This window comes from Pseudomonas sp. GW821-FHT02A08 (assembly GCF_059422045.1).
On sequence record NZ_JBWKWD010000016.1, the window covers coordinates 15276 to 32314 of the forward strand.

Genomic DNA, 17039 nt, shown 5'->3' on the forward strand with positions numbered 1-17039 from the left:
TTGGTGCAGTACAAGGTCGCCCGATGCAAATCGGGTGACTTTGTTTTTAGATTCGCCCTTGAATAGCGTAGTGCCATTATGACTCGTAGCTTTTCTCTTTTAATGTTGGCAAGCATCGCTTTACAAGGTTGCATGTTTTCCCCCGGCCAATACCTGAGCACCAGTGACATCACGCGCCAGGGCGCCAGTGAAAGCAGTCGGGTCGAGCTCATTGCGATCACGCCCAAGCTCATTTCCATGAACAGGGCCACGCAAAAGCGTGAGTCCGTGCCGACGGAACTGTTGGCGGCCCCGGCCGAGTACCGCATTGGCAGTAACGATGTCCTGTACATCACGGTCTGGGACCACCCGGAGCTGACCGCACCCTCCGGCGCGCAACAGCAGATTGATGCCAACGGTCGCCTGGTCCGTGCCGATGGCACGCTCTACTACCCGTTTATCAAAGAGGTCCAGGCGGCCGGTAAAACCGTCCAGCAACTGCGATCGGACATCGAAGAAAGGCTGTCGGCCTTCATCGCCGAACCGCAAGTGGATGTCGCCGTGTTGCGCTTTTCCAGCCAGAAAGTCGTGGTGACGGGCGCCGTTTCGAAGGCCGGTCCGCAACCGATTTCCACCAACCCGCTCAGTGTGGTCGAGGCCCTCGGTTCTGCCGGTATCGATACGGCGAGTGCCGACTTGTCCGGTCTGTTGCTGACGCGAAACGGGCGGGTCTACACGCTCAATCTCGACACGCTCAACCAGCCGGATTCCGAGTTGCAGAACGTCTACCTCAAGGGTGGCGATCAGTTGTATCTGCCGTACAACGACAAAAAACGCATCTACGTCATGGGCGAGGTCAACCAGCCCCGCGCACTGAGCTTCAAGACCGCCACCATGAACCTGTCCGATGTGCTGGGCTCGGTCGGTGGATTGAGTCAGACCACCTCCAACGGTAACGCCGTGTACGTGATCAGGGGTGTTGAAAACCTCGATGTGGAACCGGCGAAAGTCTACCAGTTGCAAGCCCAATCCCCGACCGCCATGGCACTGGCCACGCACTTTGAAGTACGTCCCCAGGACGTTGTCTACGTAGGTCCTGCCAACGTGACTCGCTGGAATCGCTTCATCAGCCAATTGGTGCCGTCGGCATCGATTGTCGGTACGGGCGCTTCCGCGGCGAAGAACATGAGTGAAGTCAGCAGCAACAGCAATTAAGGCCGGGTCCGATCGTGAGAACGTTGAATGTTGGCGTCTGCTTGATAGCGGCCTTGATGTTGTGTGGCTGTAACCCGCTGATGGTCGCTTCGATGACCAACCTCAAATCAGCGGTGGTGGGGCCCAATGAGCTGGACGTGACGGCGGCCCAGGTGGCGGATGTGCGCTATCCCCAGCTCAAGCTGACCACGCCGTCCGGTTCCGGCGTGCTGGCGCTGGTGCGTGAGCGCGGCGACCTGCAGTTCTGGGTCGCGTCCGGCAAACAGGTTCTGCTGATGCGTGATGGCCTGGCGGTGCGCAGCATCGGCCTGGGCCTGGGCGGCGATCTGGACGGGACGCGCCTTGCTGACGTCTCGCCCTTCAAGCAAGGCCTCCATCAAGTGCCCGATGGCTATACCAGCCAGCGCTGGATCGATCTCTACCAGGGCCAGGAAGTCGGGGTGACCTTGAACAGTCGCTTCTCGCGTAAATCCATGGAAACCCTGGAAATCCTCAACAAGGAATACGCCGTGCTACGTGTCGATGAGCAGATTGACGCGCCGGCCATCGGCCTGCGTGCGACCAATCGTTACTGGGTCGATCCCGTTGACGGTTTCATTGTGCAGAGTGAGCAGCAACTGACCTCGCAGTTGCGGGTCAAGATCGTGCAACTGACCCCTGACCGCAGGCATGCCCGGTGAAGCGGGTCAGGGCTCTATCGGCGTGCCTGCTGTTGATCACTGGCATCAGCCATGCAGCGGTCACCGTCACCGGTGACGTTGCCAACCCGGGGGCGGTCGACCTGCCGGCGGGCGGGCGATTGCTGGACGTGATCAGCGTGGCACAGCCCAATGCCGAGAGTTACTGGTTGGCGGGCGTATTGCTGCGTCAGTCCCTGGTCGAAGAGCAGACCCGGCTCAAGGCCGGGGTGCTGTTCGATCTGGACGTGTTGCAGCGCATGGCCGTGCTGTTTGACAGACCGAGCCGGGCTGCCCTGGCGGTGCGGTTGGCCGAGCAAGTCAGGCGCATGCCGGTCACCGGGCGCCAAGTGGCTGTCCTGGACCCGGTCGCCGTGGAAGTCGGGTTTGCCCGCAACATTCGCCTGGACGACGGCGATCGCCTCATCTACCCGCTGCGGGTCGACGAAGTCGAGGTGCTCGGCGCTGTCGCCGAGTCGTGTCGGTTGCCCTATCAAGCGCTGCAAGAGGCCCGCGATTACCTGCAGGGTTGCACGCCGCTGGTCGATGCGGACGCCGATTACCTGTGGTTGATCCAGCCCAACGGCGTCACCCGGCGCGTCGGCATTGCGCACTGGAATCGCGAGAGCGGGCAGATACCTGCCGCCGGCAGCAAGATTCTGGTCCCGGTCAAAAACGATGACCTTGATCCGCCTATCCCTGAACTGAATCAGCAGTTGGCCGAATTTATTGCCACGCAGCTGGCTGAGGTGGTTCGTTGAATTTACGTTTTGCAGCCGTATTGTTACTGCCCTGTGGTCTGGCTTATGCAGAACCACGCATTACCCAGAATGATTTCGGTGGCGCGGGCCTGTTGCAAACGCCGACGGCGCGGATGGCGCCGGCCGGTGAATTGAGCCTCAATGCCAACCGCACCGACCCCTACAGCCGTTACAGCGTTTCACTTCAGCCACTTGAGTGGCTGGAAGGCTCGTTTCGCTACACCGCGATCACCAACCGCCCCTATGGCCCCGAATCGTTGAGCGGCAACCAGAGCTACAAGGACAAGGCGGTCGACCTCAAGGCTCGCCTGTGGGAAGAGACCCATTGGGCACCCGAGGTGGCCTTGGGCTTCCGGGACATCGGTGGTACGGGCCTGTTCTCCAGTGAATTCGTGGTGGCCAACAAGCGCTACGACAATTTTGATTTCAGCGCCGGCATTGCCTGGGGTTACCTGGGCAACCGCGGTGACTTCGAAAACCCGCTGGGCTACATCAGTGATCGCTTCAAGACCCGGCCCGACAGCGAAGGTACCGGTGATGTCAACGCCGGGGCCTATTTTCGCGGCAGCCCATCCTTTTTCGGCGGCGTGAGCTACCAGACACCCTGGGATCGGCTCAGCCTGAAACTCGAATACGAAGGCAACGATTACAAGCACGAGCCAAAGGACAACGAGATCAAGCAGGACTCGCCGATCAACCTTGGCGCGGTGTTCAAGCTGACTGACTCGATCGACGTCAGCGCAGCGTGGGAGCGCGGCAATACGGCGATGTTCGGCGTCACCTTCCACACCAACTTCGCCAGCCGCAAGGCGCCGGCCAAGACGTTCGACCCGCCGGCTGAACCCTTGCCGGCGAAGGCGCCGAGCGCCGGGATGGATCAGGTCAACTGGGCCGATGTGTCCCGGCGCCTGCAGCAAAATGCCGGGTACAAGGTCGAGCGCATCAGCCAGCGCGATTCCGAATTGTTCGTGTACGGCGAGCAGCAGCGTTACTTCCATTCGGCCAAGGCCGTAGGCCGCGCGAGCCGGATTCTGGACAACAGCGTCAACGACGATATCGACTGGTTCACCGTGGTGAACAAGCGCTACGGCCTGCCACTTGAAGAAACCAGCGTGCCAAGGCAAACCTTCCGCGAAGTGATCAACAACGAGGAGCCGCTGCAATCGTTGCACCGCACCACCGAGATCAACCCGGCGATGCCGCACAACGAGAAAACCCTCTACACCGAAGCGATGCAACCATTCGCCTATGGCGTCGGTCTGGGCTTCAAGCAGAACGTCGGTGGCCCCGATGGCTTGCTCTATCAGTTCAGCGCCGACGTGGACGCCGAGTACCGCTTCAACCGCAACACCTGGTGGAGTGGTTTGCTCAGTGCCAACCTGATCAACAACTTCGACAAGTTCACCTATGACGCACCCAGCGGCTTGCCCCGCGTGCGCACGGACTTGCGTCAGTACATGACCACGTCCGATGTCACCATGCCGTTGTTCCAGGTCAGCCATGCCGAGCAGTTGGACAAAGACCTGTATGGCATGGTGTACGGCGGCTACCTGGAGTCGATGTTTGCCGGTGTCGGGGGCGAGGTGCTGTTCCGTCCGACCGGCGAGCGTTGGTCGGTGGGCGCGGACCTGAACTACGTGCGCCAACGTGAGTTCGACCAGGGGTTTGGTTTGCGTGATTATTCGGTATTGACCGGTCACATCACCGGCTACACCGACTTGCCCTACGACACGCTGGCAGCTGTCAGCGTCGGGCGTTACCTGGCAGGCGACTGGGGGGGCACGCTGGATATCTCGCGGGAGTTTTCCAACGGCGTACGGTTTGGTGCGTGGGCAACGATCACCACCGCAACCGGTGCTGAATATGGCGAAGGTAGTTTCGACAAAGGCATCTACCTGTCCATTCCGTTCGATGAACTGATGAGCATGTCGACCATGCGCCGCGCCAACCTCGTCTGGTCGCCACTGACCCGGGACGGCGGTGCACGGCTCAATCGCAGCTACCAGTTGCACTCGATGACCGACAGCCGCGACGACGACATGTTCTATCGCAACTTCGAGAAGATCACTGAGTAACCTCGGCACAAAGACCCTTGTGGGAGCAGGCTCCCACAAGGGCAATGCGGGGATTTGTCAGCTGGACTGTGGCATTTCGCCGTTGGCCAGGCGCTTGTTGATGTCGGCGATCACTTCCGGCAGATCGGTGATGGTGTCGATCATGTAGTGCGGGCGCGAGCCTTCGAACATCCCGTGGATGCGCTTGCGCTCGCTGTCCAGTTGGTCGCGGCCCAAGGCGCGATAACCTTCGTAGTCCAGGCCCAGGGCATTGCCGGAGCAGATCAGCGCCACGGTCCACATGCCTGCGCGGCGACCTTCGAGAATGCCCGGCACGGTGTCATCGATCTTCACGCAGGCGGCGACATCGTCGATGCCCAGGGCGATGACGTTGGCCAGCGCCTGGGCGGGCCATGGGCGACCATTCGGGACTTCATCGGTGGCGACCACGTGATCGGCCACGTAGCCGTTGGTGGCGGCCAGTTCAACCACCTTGTCCATGACCTGTTTCGGGTAACCGGAGCAGGAGCCGATCTTGATCCCTTGCTGGCGCAGGTTGGCGATGGTCTCCAGCGCCCCGGGAATCAGTGCCGAGTGTTCGGCGATTTTTTCGATCTGTAGCGGCATGAAGCGTTGGTAAATGGCGGTGACGTCATCGTCGGTCGGCGTGCGGCCGAACACTTTACGATAACGCTCGGCAACCTCCGGCAGATCGCACAGGGTGCGGATGTGGTCCCACTTGCCCATGCCCATCGGGCCACGGGCTTCTTCGATGGACACCTGGACGTCGAACTCGGCGAAGGCCTCGACGAAAATCTGCGTCGGGGCGAAGGAGCCGAAGTCGACCACAGTGCCGGCCCAGTCGAGGATGGCGGCTTGCAGTTTGGTTGGGTTGGTGTAGTTCATGTCTCAAATCCTGCTTGTTGGAATGATGAGCAAATCCGGGTAGCAGCTGCCGAGCCTGCGAGGCTGCGTTCGGCTGCGAAGCAGTCGCAAAAACAACCACCGTGGTGTTTCAGGTGGACCGCGCCGTCGGGATTTACGACTGCTTCGCAGCCGAACGCAGCCTCGCAGGCTCGGCAGCTGCTACCGGGAAATCAGATGTCGAGGACTTCCATCTCGCGCAGTACTTCGGCAATCGCTGCCACGGCTTCGCGCATTTCGGCTGGCTGGACATGGCCGATGCAGCCGACGCGGAAGGTTTCGACCTGAGTCAGTTTGCCGGGGTAGAGGATGTAGCCCTTGGCCTTGACCCGTTCGTAGAATTCCTTGAATGCGTAGCGCGGATCTTTCGGGGCGTGAAAGGTGGCGATGATCGGCGCCTGGATAGCCGCCGGCAGGAAGCTGCGCAGCCCCAGTTTGCCCATCTCTTCCATCAAAGCCTGGCAGTTGGCGGCATAGCGTTCGTGCCGCGCCGGCAAGCCGCCTTCTTCGTTGTATTGCAGCAGGGCTTCGTGCAGCGCGGCGACCACATGGGTCGGCGGGGTGAAGCGCCATTGGCCGGTCTTTGCCATGTAGGCGTGCTGGTCCTGCAAGTCCATCGCCAGCGAATGCGAGTTACCGGCGGCGCCGGCCAGGGATTCTTTGCGAGCGAAGACAAAGCCCATGCCCGGTACTCCCTCCAGGCATTTGCCCGAGGCGGCGATCAGTGCGTCGAACGGCACTTGCTGTGCATCCACTGGCAGGGCGCCGAAGGAGCTCATGGCGTCGATGATCAAGTGCTTGCCGTGTTCTGCGACGACCTGGGCGATCTGCGGCAGCGGATTGAGGATGCCGGTGCTGGTTTCGCAGTGAATCAGGGCGACATGGGTGATGCCGCTATCGGCACGCAGCAGGCGGTCGACGTCGGCGGCGGTGGTTGGCTCATCTTCGGCGGTTTCGAAGGTGCTGAAGGAGCGACCGAGCACTTCGCAGATTTTCGCCAGGCGTTTGCCGTAGGCGCCGTTGATCAGTACCAGAATCTTGCCGTCCCGAGGCACCAGCGTGCCGATGGCCGCTTCGACCGCGAAAGTGCCGCTGCCTTGCAAAGGCACGCAGTGGTGGGTGGCGGCGCCGTTGATGATGGCCAGCAGTTGCTCGCAGAGGCTGGCGGTCAGTTGATTGAAGCGGTCATCCCATGAACCCCAGTCAACCATCATTGCCTGACGGGTGCGGGCCGACGTGGTCAACGGGCCGGGGGTGAGCAGGATGGGTTCGGCAGTACTCATTCTCGTGTCCTCGCAATCGATGGGATGAAGCGTTGGTGCCTAAATTGCAATTTGCTGTGTTATCAATCAAATTGTTTATTGTTATGCCAGCCATCAGTGAGGGTTATTCATGAACCTGTTTCAGCTCCGCGCCTTCGATGCCGTGGCCCGGGAAGGCAGCTTTACCCGGGCGGCGGCGCGGCTGTTCATCAGCCAGCCGGCGGTTACCGGGCACATCAAGGCCCTGGAGGAGCACTACCAGATCACCCTGCTGCGTCGCACCGCCCGCCGGGTGGAACTGACGGAGGAGGGTACAAAACTGGCGGCAATCACCCGGGCGATGTTCGGCCTGGCCGAAGAGGCGCAGGTGATGCTCGAAGCCAACCGGCAATTGCTGACCGGGCGTCTGGAGGTGGCGGCGGACGGTCCGCACATGGTCATGCCGATGCTCGCCAGTCTGCGGGCGCGCTATCCGGGGATCACCGTGAACCTGCGGTTGGGCAACGCCCAGGAAACCCTCGCCGCGTTGTTGTCCGAGCATGCCGACGTGGCGGTACTGACAGAGGTGGAACCGCGCAAGGGCCTGCATCTGCAAGCGCTGAGCGAGTCACGTATTTGTGCGTTGGTGCCCGATGGGCACCCTTGGGCGCAACGAACCAAAGGCGTGCCGCTCAAGGAACTGGACCAGGTGATCATGGTGTTGCGTGAGCCGAGTTCGATTACCCGGCGCACGTTCGATGAGGCGTGCGTCCAGGCCAAGGTCAATCCACGGGTGTTGCTGGAGCTGGACAGCCGCGAAGCAGTGACCGAGGCGGTGGCGGCCGAGTTGGGAGTGGGGGTGGTGTCGTCGGTGGAGGTCAGCCATGACCCACGGGTGGCGGCGGTGCCGATCATTGGCGAGGGGTTGGTGAACCGGCACATGATGGGGTGCATGGAGCGGCGGCGGGATTTGCGCTTGATTCAGGCGTTTTTCGGGTTGGCACCGGGCAGGTAGACCGAAGCGCGGCCTTCGCGAGCAAGCCCGCTCCCACATTTGATCGGTGTAGATCACAAATTCTGTATCCGACACAAATCCAGTGTGGGAGCGAGCTTGCTCGCGAAGGGGCCGAACCTGCCTACACAAGACTCTCGCGAACCATCTCCAGAAAAGTCGCCACCACCCGCCGCGAACTCTGCTCGCGCAAGCACACCAGTGTCTCGGTCAGCCTGCGTTTGCAATCGATAATCGGCAACGCACACACCCGCGAATCCGCGCCAAACTCGGCAGCCGACACCACGCCCACGCCAATCCCGACCACTACCGCTTCCCGCGCCGCCTCGCGACCTTCAACCTGAATCGCCGGACGAATACGGAACCCGGCCCCCGCCATTTCCTCTTCCAGGGTCTGCCGGGTCACCGAACCAATCTCCCGCAACACCAGTGGCGTGTCGTCGAGGTCGGCGAGGGTAATGGATTCGCGCTCGGCCCACGGATGATTGCGCGACACGAACGCCACCATCGGGTCGTTGCGCAAGGGCAGGGAGACCAGGCGTTCGTCGCTGACGTCACGGCCCAGCAACGCCAGGTCGGCCTGATAGTTGAACAGTCGGAACAGCGATTCATCGGTGTTGCCGGTTTCGATCTTCACGCTGATCCCCGGGTAGCGTTCGCAGAACCGGGCAATCTGCGGTAGCACATGCACTGGCGCATCCACCGCCAGAATCAGGCTGCCGGTCTGCAAGGCCTGGGAGTCCTGCAACAACTCCTGGGCCTCGGCTTCGATGACAAATAACTTCTGCGTCACGCCGAGCAGGCGCTCGCCCAGATCGGTCAGGCGCACGGAACGCTTGTTGCGGTGAAACAGCAAAACGCCGTAGCGCTCTTCGAGTTTGCGCACCTGGTCGGAAATCGCCGGTTGCGTCAGAAACAGGCGCTCGGCGGCCTTGGTAAAGCTTCCATGCACCGCCACGGCGTGGAAAGCTTTGAGCTGGGCGTGGGACACCGACATGGGGATCTCCAGTAACAAGCTGAACTTATATTTGAAATACGATAAATCGATTTCACTTATTAATCAGTAATTGTTTTTATCCACCTCAGCCCCGGTGACTGGTCAGTCGAACAGCAGCGGGTGCCATGAGCCTGTGCGTGCAACTACAGGACTCATCTGACCGGTATCCGCCGTAGGGACAGGGCGATATCGCAGTGCTCAACAATAAAAACACAGGCGTTTTCTTCCAATTCTGCCGGCACACTCACACCCTGAGGTCAGAACCACAATGAACAAGCACATCGGCACCATCAAGCGTTGGCGCGTGCAGATCTTCGCGATCACCTGGCTCGCCTACGCCGCGTTCTACTTCACTCGCAAAGCCTTCTCGGTCGCCAAACTCGGTATTGGCGAAGACCCGACCTTCATGCTCGACAAAATGGCCATGGCCAACCTCGACGCCATCTACCTGACGGCCTACGCCGTCGGTCAGTTCACCTGGGGCATCCTCGCAGACCGTTTTGGCCCGCGGGTGGTGGTGCTCGGCGGGTTGCTGATTTCCGCTGGCGCGGCGCTGGTGATGGGCAACTTCGCAACCTTGCCGATTTTCGCTACCTGCATGCTGATACAAGGCCTGGCGCAGTCCACCGGTTGGTCGGGGCTGTGCAAGAACCTCGGCAGCTTCTTTCCCTCCGAGCAACGCGGACGGGTATTGGGCCTGTGGAGTTCCTGCTACGCCTTTGGCGGTCTGGTGGCCTCGCCGTTTGCCGGTTGGTGGGCGTACACGCTCATCGGCAGCTGGCATGCGGCGTTCATTTCCAGTGCGGCGGTGGTTGGGCTGGTCGCCGTGCTGTTTTTTATTTTCCAACGCAACAAACCGGAAGACGTCGGCTTGCCGGCGGTGGAGCCGGAACCCGAGCTGACCGCCGAACAAGCCGAGGCGCAAAGCAAAATCAGCATGTGGGAGCCTTTGAAGGAAATCCTGCGCAACCGCACCGTGCTGGTATTGGGATTGGCGTACTTCATGCTCAAGCCGGCGCGCTACGCGATTCTGCTGTGGGGGCCGGTGATCGTCTTCGAGCAGATGCCTTCGGTGGGCAAGGTCGGCGCGGCGATCATTCCCACCGCGTTTGAACTGGCCGGCTTGCTCGGGCCGATCCTGATTGGCCTGGCCTCGGACAAACTGTTCGGCGCCCGGCGCATGCCGGCCTGCGTGATCAGCCTGTTGGCGTTGACCGTGTCCCTGGCGTTTTTCATGGGCGCCCTGCATACCGGCAGCGTATTGCTGGTGGTGGCGCTGCTGTTCGTCATGGGCCTGACCCTCTACGGACCGGACTCGATGATCAGCGGTGCGGCCGCCATCGATTTCGGCACCGCCAAGGCCGGCGCCACGGCAGCCGGTTTCGTCAACGGCTGCGGCTCGGTCGGGGCGATTCTCGGCGGGCTGCTGCCGGGCTACTTCGATACCGTTACCGTGTTCATCGTCTTCGCCGGTTGCGCCATGTTCTCGGCGCTGGTGTTGATCCCCCACTGGAACAGCCGCCCCGGTGGCCTGGGTACTCACTTCGCCTACGTACCCAATCAAGCGATGACCATCAAACCCCTGCGTACCTGAATCCTGCCCCGCGTCGCCTGCTGCACTTGCGGCAGGCCGGCGTGTGGGCCACTGACCGGAGATTGACCCCCATGAGACCCTTTTGGCTGGACCAGGCCCTGAAGGCTGATGCATCCGAAACCTGTCCGCCACTGGAAGGCGACACCCGCGTCGATGTCTGTATCGTCGGCGGTGGTTACACCGGGTTGTGGACCGCGATCATGCTCAAGGAACAGAACCCCGAGCTGGATGTGTTGCTGATCGAAGCGGACATCTGCGGTGCCGGGGCCAGTGGGCGCAACGGCGGTTGCGCGTTGTCGTGGTCGGCCAAGTATTTCACCCTTGAGCGTTTGTTCGGCGTCGAAGAAGCCGTGCGTCTGGTCAAGGAGTCCGAGCACAGCATCCATGCCATCGGTGCCTTCTGTGAACAGTATGGGGTGGACGCCGATTACCGCCTCGATGGCACCCTCTACACAGCGACCAATCGCGCCCAGGTCGGCTCGACCGACGCTGTGATCGCGGCGCTGGAGCGCAACGGCATCAACTCGTTCACCCAGCGGCCAGTGGCCGATGTGCAGCGCATGGCCGGTTCCGGCAAGCACCTGGAGGGCTGGTTTTCCCCGGCCGCGGCCAGTGTGCAGCCGGGCAAACTGGTGCGTGGCTTGCGCCGGGTCGCCCTGCAACTGGGGGTGAAGATTCATGAAAACACCGCCATGACCGGGCTGGAGGAGGGCCGGCCGGCGGGCATTCAAACCCCCAACGGCACCATTCGCGCCGACCGCGTGGTGCTGGCGATGAACGCCTGGATGGCCCGGGCATTCCCGCAGTTCGAACGCAGCGTGGCGATCGTTTCCAGCGACATGCTGATCACCGAGCCTCGGCCGGACTTGCTCGACGAAATCGGCCTGACCAGCGGTGTCACGGTGCTCGATTCGCGGATCTTCGTGCACTACTACCACAACACCCCGGACGGCCGGATCATGCTCGGCAAGGGCGGCAATACCTTCGCCTATGGCGGGCGCATGCTGCCGGTGTTCGATCAACCATCGCCTTACGCCGGTATGTTGCAGAACAGCCTGGCGGATTTCTTCCCGGCGTTTGCCGACGTCAAGGTCGAGGCGACCTGGAACGGCCCATCGGACCGCTCGGTGACCGGGTTGCCGTTCTTCGGGCAGATGAGCGCCAGTGGCAATGTGTTCTACGGTTTCGGCTATTCCGGCAGCGGTGTCGGACCCTGCCATATGGGCGGGCAGATTCTGGCATCGATGGTCCAGGGCCTGGACAACCTCTGGACCCGTTCGCCGCTGGTTAATGGACCGCTGGGGTTTTTCCCGCCGGAGCCGATTCGCTACATCGGCTCGCTGATGGTGCGCAACGCCATCCGCCGCAAAGAGCGCGCGGAGGATCACGGGCGTCGGCCACGGCATCTGGACGTGCGCCTGGCGAAGTTCGCTGCCGCCGCCGGCAAGGCTGACAAGGGCTGAGCGTCAGTGCGCAATGTCCGAGCGGGTGAGCAGCCAGTCGAACAGCAGGCGGGTATCGCCATGGGGCTCACGCGGGCGAGGGCGGTGAGGTTGTGACCGAGGGCCCAAGGCCGTACAAAGCACCGGGCGATCCGGGTCACTGTCGAGGAAAATCACCAGTACCTCGCTGCCGGCCACGGGCAAGCGGGCCGGATCGATCCATTCTTCGGCGGTGGTCAGCGCCAGTGGTAGCCACAGACCGTCGCACGCCTCAGCAGCCGATGGTGTGGCGGGCCAGAGGTTCACCTGAACCCGGCCATCCTCGTCCACTGCCGCCGGTTGCCCCACCGGGCCGCACACCTGGCCAGGCTGATACCCGGGGATACTCGGCCTGGGTTGTTTGAGCGCTGGCCTGAACACGGTCGACCAGGGGATGGCACTGAATTGATTGCGGTATCCCGGGGCCACGTCGGGTGTGTCATCGAGCAGAATGGATGGATGATGGCCCTGATGGCGAATTTCGGTAACCAGCCATTGATCATTGAAATTCGCCAGCGGATGCTCGGCCACCTGCAGGATCCGGCCACTGCGTAATGCCCCCTGGTTGCTATGACCGTGGATCTGCAGGTGTCGGCAACGCAGGCGTTCCAGTTGTCGACGGCTGAGCTGGTCGCGATGTTGCTGTTCGCCAGCGGGACAATGCCGTGCCGTGGCGAACGAGTGATTGGCCGCGCCTTCGCTGATGTCCGCTGCACCCGGATTCCTGGTGCCTGGGCGTACAGGGGAGAGCGGAGCATCATGGCGCTGGAACAGTTCGCTGATCACAGGTTCACGGTGTTCGCCGCTGCTCATCGACATGAGCAGCGGTTCCTGGGGAAAACTCAGGCTGTCATCGGCCAGCACCAGCACATGGCCGTCCCGTTGATGCTCGAAGTGATAGTGGATGCCTTCTTCCTCGCACAGCCGTTGCAGCAGCGCCAGGCCGGTTTCTTCGTACTGAATGCAAAAAGGTCTCAGGGGATAGTGCCCGGTTGCCAGTTCGAAGCGATAGCTGCCGATGGGCAGCCCATGTTCCTCCAGCAACCGGCGCAGGATCATGGGTACGCTGGCGCGCTGGAAAATACGTCGGCATCGTTGCTGTTCCAGCGCCTGGACGCGGGGTACCAGCACCAGTCTGTAAGCGACCCGGTGCCCGCTTCGATGTTCACAACTGGCGCTGTCCAATACACCATGAATGCCTTGGTCGTGGCCGAATTCGAGGTATGCCGGTTGATTCAGCAATCGCTCAAGGTTCAGGGCCGGTGCCAGCCCGATCACCTCGATGTCGAATCGAAAGGGCTGGTTGAGAGCTTCATGTCCACTGAACCGGACCACCTGGAAGCTCAGGTCGTCGTCGAGAAGCGTCAGGGTGGTGGGACTTTCCTTGTCGTTTTGCATCGAACGCGCTACCGCTGTGAAGTAGGGTGCAAAGCGTACGAAACCCCGGCGCATTGTGGGCACGCTAAAGCGACATTTCCGAATCCCCCTACAACCGCTGGTGAAGATGTCGATGCCAGTCGGGATTTTTTGGTCGATTGCCAACTTTAGGCCGTATAAACTTGCGCAAAGCGTCGGCCAATAGATGTCTCGGCGCCACAGATGCCACAGATAAGAGAGTGAGAAATGGGCGCACAGTGGAAGGTTAAACACAAAGAAGCGGCAGCCAATGCCAAGGGCAAGATCTTCGGCAAACTGGTGAAGGAAATCACCATTGCTGCGCGCAACGGCGCCGATATTGCTACCAACGCGCACTTGCGCCTGGTGGTTGAACAGGCCAAGAAAGCTTCGATGCCCAAGGAAACACTGGATCGCGCTATCAAGAAGGGCGCGGGCCTGTTGGGCGAGACCGTGCAGTACCATCGTGTGACCTATGAAGGGTTCGCCCCGCATCAGGTGCCGTTGATCGTCGAGTGCGTGACCGACAACATCAACCGCACCGTTGCCGAGATCCGCGTGGCATTCCGCAAGGGCCAACTGGGGGCTTCCGGTTCGGTGGCCTGGGACTTCAACCATGTCGGCATGATCGAAGCGTCGCCGGACACCCCGGACGCCGACCCGGAAATGGCCGCCATCGAAGCCGGTGCACAGGATTTCGAGCCGGGCGAAGAGGGTGCAACCCTGTTCATCACCGAACCGACCGACCTCGACGCGGTACAGAAAGCCCTGCCGGAACAAGGCTTCACCGTGCTGTCGGCCAAACTGGGCTACCAGCCGAAAAACCCGGTCAGCGGCCTGAGCGATGAGCAGATGGCGGAAGTCGAAGCGTTCCTCGAAGGCCTCGATAACCATGACGACGTGCAGGACATGTTTGTCGGGTTGGCGGGTTGATCTGATTCGCCAGTGACACCGTCTTCGCGAGCAAGCCCGCTCCCACATTAGATTGCGCCTGGCCGGGCAACTCGATCAACTGTGGGAGCGGGCTTGCTCGCGAAAATGACCGCGCAGCGGTCACAGACTTTCCAATTGCCGCACGACTTCGCTGAACCCAGGCCGCGCCAGCACCTGCGGCTGACAGCAACGCCGCTCCAGATCCTCCAGCACCCCACGCTGTTCAACGTTCAACCCCGAATCAACCCGCTCCAGCAGTTCGCCCAGCAACACCCCGAACGCCCGTACCTCGATCCTTTGCAAGGCACGGCTTTCAAGGCTGTCGGAAATCTCGTGGAATGACGCCGCGCCAAAATCCCCCAGCAAGCAATCACCCTGTTCATTCCACAGAATATTGTGCCCATAGAGGTCGCCGTGGGTGATGCCATGGCCGTGCAGGTGTTCGGCCACCGAGGCAATGCCCGAGGCAATGCTCAGCGCCACCGCCGCACTGAAACGCAGGTCATCGGCATAAATGTCGCGGCTGCACGACGCCAGGCTCGGCAGGCTGGCGAGGTTGCGAAAGCTCGGCGGGATCAACTGCATCACCAGTCCGGCGGTGTGTTGCGGGTGATCGACAATCCGCCCTTCGACGCGAATCAGGTTCGGGTGCAACCCGGCGGTGATGCAGGCGTTCATCTCGTGCAGCGGCGAGCCATCGCTGGTCATTTCGCCCTTGTAGAGCTTCACGGCAACGGGCGTGGCCGGTTGGTCAGCCCGTTGCCAGACGGCCTGATGAATCACCCCGGACGCCCCTTCGCCGAGTTTTTTCTCCAAATGCAATGCCGACCAGTCAATGCGCGGTGTGGCGTCGAGGGCGGCCGCATCGGCTTCAGTTTCCAGCGGGTTACCGGCATAGGCCAGCCAGGTCAGGCTCGGCAGCGTCAGTAGCCATTGTGGCAAGTCGGTGAACTGGTTGGCGGCGATGCGGATCAGCTCCAGCCGATGACAATTGCGCATCGACTCCGGCAACGTCTGCAGGCGGTTACCGGCCAGCATGAGCTTTTGCAGGTATGGCCGCTCTCCCAACTCGCTCGGTAGCGTCTCGATGCAGTTGTCGGTCAGGATCAGCCAGCGCAGCAGCGGTGGCAGTGCCGCTGCGGGCACGTGGGCAATGCGGTTGGCCTTGAAGCCGATCATTGTCAGTGCGGCGCATTGGCCAACACAGGCCGGCAACTCGGTGAAGCGGTTATCGGAGCAGAACAGCACGCGCAATCGGGTCAGGCGGTGCAAATTCTCTGGCAGCGCGCTCAGGGCGTTGCCGCTGAGGTTGAGCACTTCCAGCGAATCCGCCAGATCGAAGATCTCCTGGGGAAACTCGGTCAGGCCTTCTGCCAGATCCAGCCGCGTGATGCCCGACAACTCGCCGGCGCGCAATTGAGCAAGGGTATGCATGAACAGATTCGCCATTAACCAAGGGGAGGGCGCGGGGCCCTGGAAATGGGCGACATGATAGCGGGAAAGATGTGGCGACTGTCAGGCCGCCTTCGCGAGCAAGCCCGCTCCCACATTTGATCGGTGTAGATCACAAATTCTGTATCCGACACAAATTCAGTGTGTGAGCGAGCCCGCTCGCGAAGGGGCCAGTCAATGCAACAAAAAGATATCGATCAGACCGGTTCGCTGACTTCGACCAGTTGCCCCAATCGGCTGCGGGTGCGCGCCAGATCAATGGCGTCGCCACCCAGGCTTTCGCGCAATGAGTGCTGCCCGAGCAACGTCAGGTGCTTGTCCTGGTCGTACAGCACGTCGATGAGATTGATGAAACGCTGCTGGGCGGCAATCGTGCAATCGCCCAGTAGTGGCAGTTCGTCGATGATCCAGCGGTCGAACCGGCGGCACAACTCCAGATAATCCATCACCGCCGTGGGCTGATCGCACAACTCGGTGAAGGTAAAACCGATACCGCGCCCTTCGCACAAATGCGCTCGCAAATGCCGGGTGCCCACCGGCAACGAAACCGGCGGGGCATTGTGCCTGGGCAGGTTCAGCGATTGTCGTTGCGCCACGCTTGCCGGCCAGACGTAGTGACCTTGAGTGAACAACTGATGCGCATGGGGTCGGACCTGGCTGCGATAGTCGTGGGGCCCGCCGACTTCCATCACCTGCATGCGCGCATGGATCAAGTCGATCGCCGGTTTGAAGCGTGCGTGGTACAGCGGATTGGGCAGCAGGCCTTCGGGCGGATAATTGGAGGTGACCAGCAACAGGATGCCGCGCTGGAACAGTGCCTTGAACAACCGGGTGATGAGCATTGCATCGCCGATGTCGTGCACATGGAACTCATCGAAACACAGCACCCGGCAATCGCTGAGCAGTTCATCGAGGGTATTGGCCAGGGCGTCGGCCTGTTCGCGGTGCTTGAACATGCCTTGGTGCAGTTGGGCGAAAAACTGATGGAAGTGCAGGCGTTGTTTCTGCGCGAGGGGAATGGCCCGGAAAAATCCGTCGAGCAGCCAGCTTTTGCCGCGTCCCACGGCACCATGCAGGTAAAGGCCGGGAAGCGGTTTCGCCGCAGTGTCCATCAGCATGCAGGCATGCCGGGCCATGCAGTCGATCACCCGCTGTTGGCTGTAACTGAGGGTGTAGCCCAGGGCATGGGCCTGATGGCGAAAGTAGTCGTGGATGACTTGGCCTGCCGCGGCGCTGCCGGCAGCCGGTGCCTTGCCAAGAAGGCGACGCAACGGTTGCCAGCGCGATTTGATTGGCCAACGGTCGGGCGGTCGAACGGCCACTG

At 61.4% G+C, this 17039-nt stretch carries 14 protein-coding genes; 8 read left to right on the forward strand and 6 right to left on the reverse strand.

Going from position 1 to position 17039, the window contains the following annotated elements; genetic code table 11:
- The first annotated feature begins 78 nt into the window (after positions 1-78).
- The 4 genes from AC07W4_RS13455 to AC07W4_RS13470 are packed head-to-tail and all read left to right on the forward strand — an operon-like array spanning position 79 to position 4707.
- Positions 79-1194, forward strand: a complete 1116-nt coding sequence (locus tag AC07W4_RS13455) for a polysaccharide biosynthesis/export family protein (RefSeq protein ID WP_495032760.1) — start codon at positions 79-81, stop codon at positions 1192-1194.
- Positions 1195-1208: 14 nt separating this feature from the next.
- Positions 1209-1874 (forward strand): YjbF family lipoprotein, encoded by a 666-nt coding sequence (locus tag AC07W4_RS13460; protein WP_008053304.1) that lies wholly within the window; start codon positions 1209-1211, stop codon positions 1872-1874.
- Positions 1871-2632 carry a capsule biosynthesis GfcC family protein gene (locus AC07W4_RS13465; protein ID WP_495032761.1) on the forward strand — a complete coding sequence of 254 codons (762 nt, stop codon included), beginning with the start codon at positions 1871-1873 and terminating at the stop codon, positions 2630-2632. Before AC07W4_RS13460 ends, AC07W4_RS13465 begins: the two co-directional genes overlap by 4 nt.
- On the forward strand, positions 2629-4707 hold the full coding sequence (locus tag AC07W4_RS13470) for a YjbH domain-containing protein (protein WP_495032762.1): 2079 nt from the start codon (positions 2629-2631) through the stop codon (positions 4705-4707). Before AC07W4_RS13465 ends, AC07W4_RS13470 begins: the two co-directional genes overlap by 4 nt.
- 57 nt (positions 4708-4764) lie before the next feature.
- Here AC07W4_RS13470 and phnX read toward each other — a convergent pair whose 3' ends face one another.
- Positions 4765-5592 (reverse strand): phosphonoacetaldehyde hydrolase, encoded by an 828-nt coding sequence (gene phnX / locus AC07W4_RS13475; RefSeq protein ID WP_008053297.1) that lies wholly within the window; start codon positions 5590-5592, stop codon positions 4765-4767.
- A gap of 191 nt (positions 5593-5783) precedes the next feature.
- Positions 5784-6893, reverse strand: a complete 1110-nt coding sequence (locus tag AC07W4_RS13480; RefSeq protein WP_495032763.1) for a 2-aminoethylphosphonate--pyruvate transaminase — start codon at positions 6891-6893, stop codon at positions 5784-5786.
- A gap of 109 nt (positions 6894-7002) precedes the next feature.
- Here AC07W4_RS13480 and AC07W4_RS13485 point away from each other — a divergent pair, with 109 nt between their 5' ends.
- Positions 7003-7866 (forward strand): LysR substrate-binding domain-containing protein, encoded by an 864-nt coding sequence (locus tag AC07W4_RS13485; protein WP_495032764.1) that lies wholly within the window; start codon positions 7003-7005, stop codon positions 7864-7866.
- 121 nt (positions 7867-7987) lie between these two features.
- Here the strand turns inward: AC07W4_RS13485 and AC07W4_RS13490 are convergent, their stop codons facing one another.
- Entirely contained in the window at positions 7988-8860 is an 873-nt protein-coding gene (locus tag AC07W4_RS13490) for a LysR family transcriptional regulator (protein ID WP_495032765.1), read from the reverse strand.
- A 268-nt stretch (positions 8861-9128) separates the two neighbouring features.
- Between AC07W4_RS13490 and AC07W4_RS13495 the strand changes: the two genes are divergently transcribed.
- Together AC07W4_RS13495 and AC07W4_RS13500 are read left to right on the forward strand one after the other, a co-directional pair.
- Complete coding sequence (locus tag AC07W4_RS13495; RefSeq protein WP_495032766.1) at positions 9129-10454, forward strand: MFS transporter; 1326 nt, start codon at positions 9129-9131, stop codon at positions 10452-10454.
- Between the two features lie 71 nt (positions 10455-10525).
- Positions 10526-11917 carry an FAD-dependent oxidoreductase gene (locus tag AC07W4_RS13500; RefSeq protein ID WP_495032767.1) on the forward strand — a complete coding sequence of 464 codons (1392 nt, stop codon included), beginning with the start codon at positions 10526-10528 and terminating at the stop codon, positions 11915-11917.
- A gap of 3 nt (positions 11918-11920) precedes the next feature.
- Here AC07W4_RS13500 and AC07W4_RS13505 read toward each other — a convergent pair whose 3' ends face one another.
- Complete coding sequence (locus AC07W4_RS13505; protein ID WP_495032768.1) at positions 11921-13333, reverse strand: type VI secretion system Vgr family protein; 1413 nt, start codon at positions 13331-13333, stop codon at positions 11921-11923.
- Positions 13334-13558: 225 nt separating this feature from the next.
- Here AC07W4_RS13505 and AC07W4_RS13510 point away from each other — a divergent pair, with 225 nt between their 5' ends.
- Positions 13559-14263 (forward strand): YebC/PmpR family DNA-binding transcriptional regulator, encoded by a 705-nt coding sequence (locus AC07W4_RS13510; RefSeq protein WP_495032769.1) that lies wholly within the window; start codon positions 13559-13561, stop codon positions 14261-14263.
- Positions 14264-14383: 120 nt separating this feature from the next.
- On the opposite strand, the gene AC07W4_RS13515 is transcribed toward AC07W4_RS13510, so the two are convergent.
- Together AC07W4_RS13515 and zapE are read right to left on the reverse strand one after the other, a co-directional pair.
- Complete coding sequence (locus AC07W4_RS13515; RefSeq protein ID WP_495032770.1) at positions 14384-15697, reverse strand: leucine-rich repeat-containing protein kinase family protein; 1314 nt, start codon at positions 15695-15697, stop codon at positions 14384-14386.
- 215 nt (positions 15698-15912) lie between these two features.
- Positions 15913-17037: a cell division protein ZapE gene (zapE, locus tag AC07W4_RS13520; protein WP_495032771.1), complete on the reverse strand. Its 1125-nt coding sequence runs from the start codon at positions 17035-17037 to the stop codon at positions 15913-15915.
- Between the last annotated feature and the right edge of the window lie 2 nt (positions 17038-17039).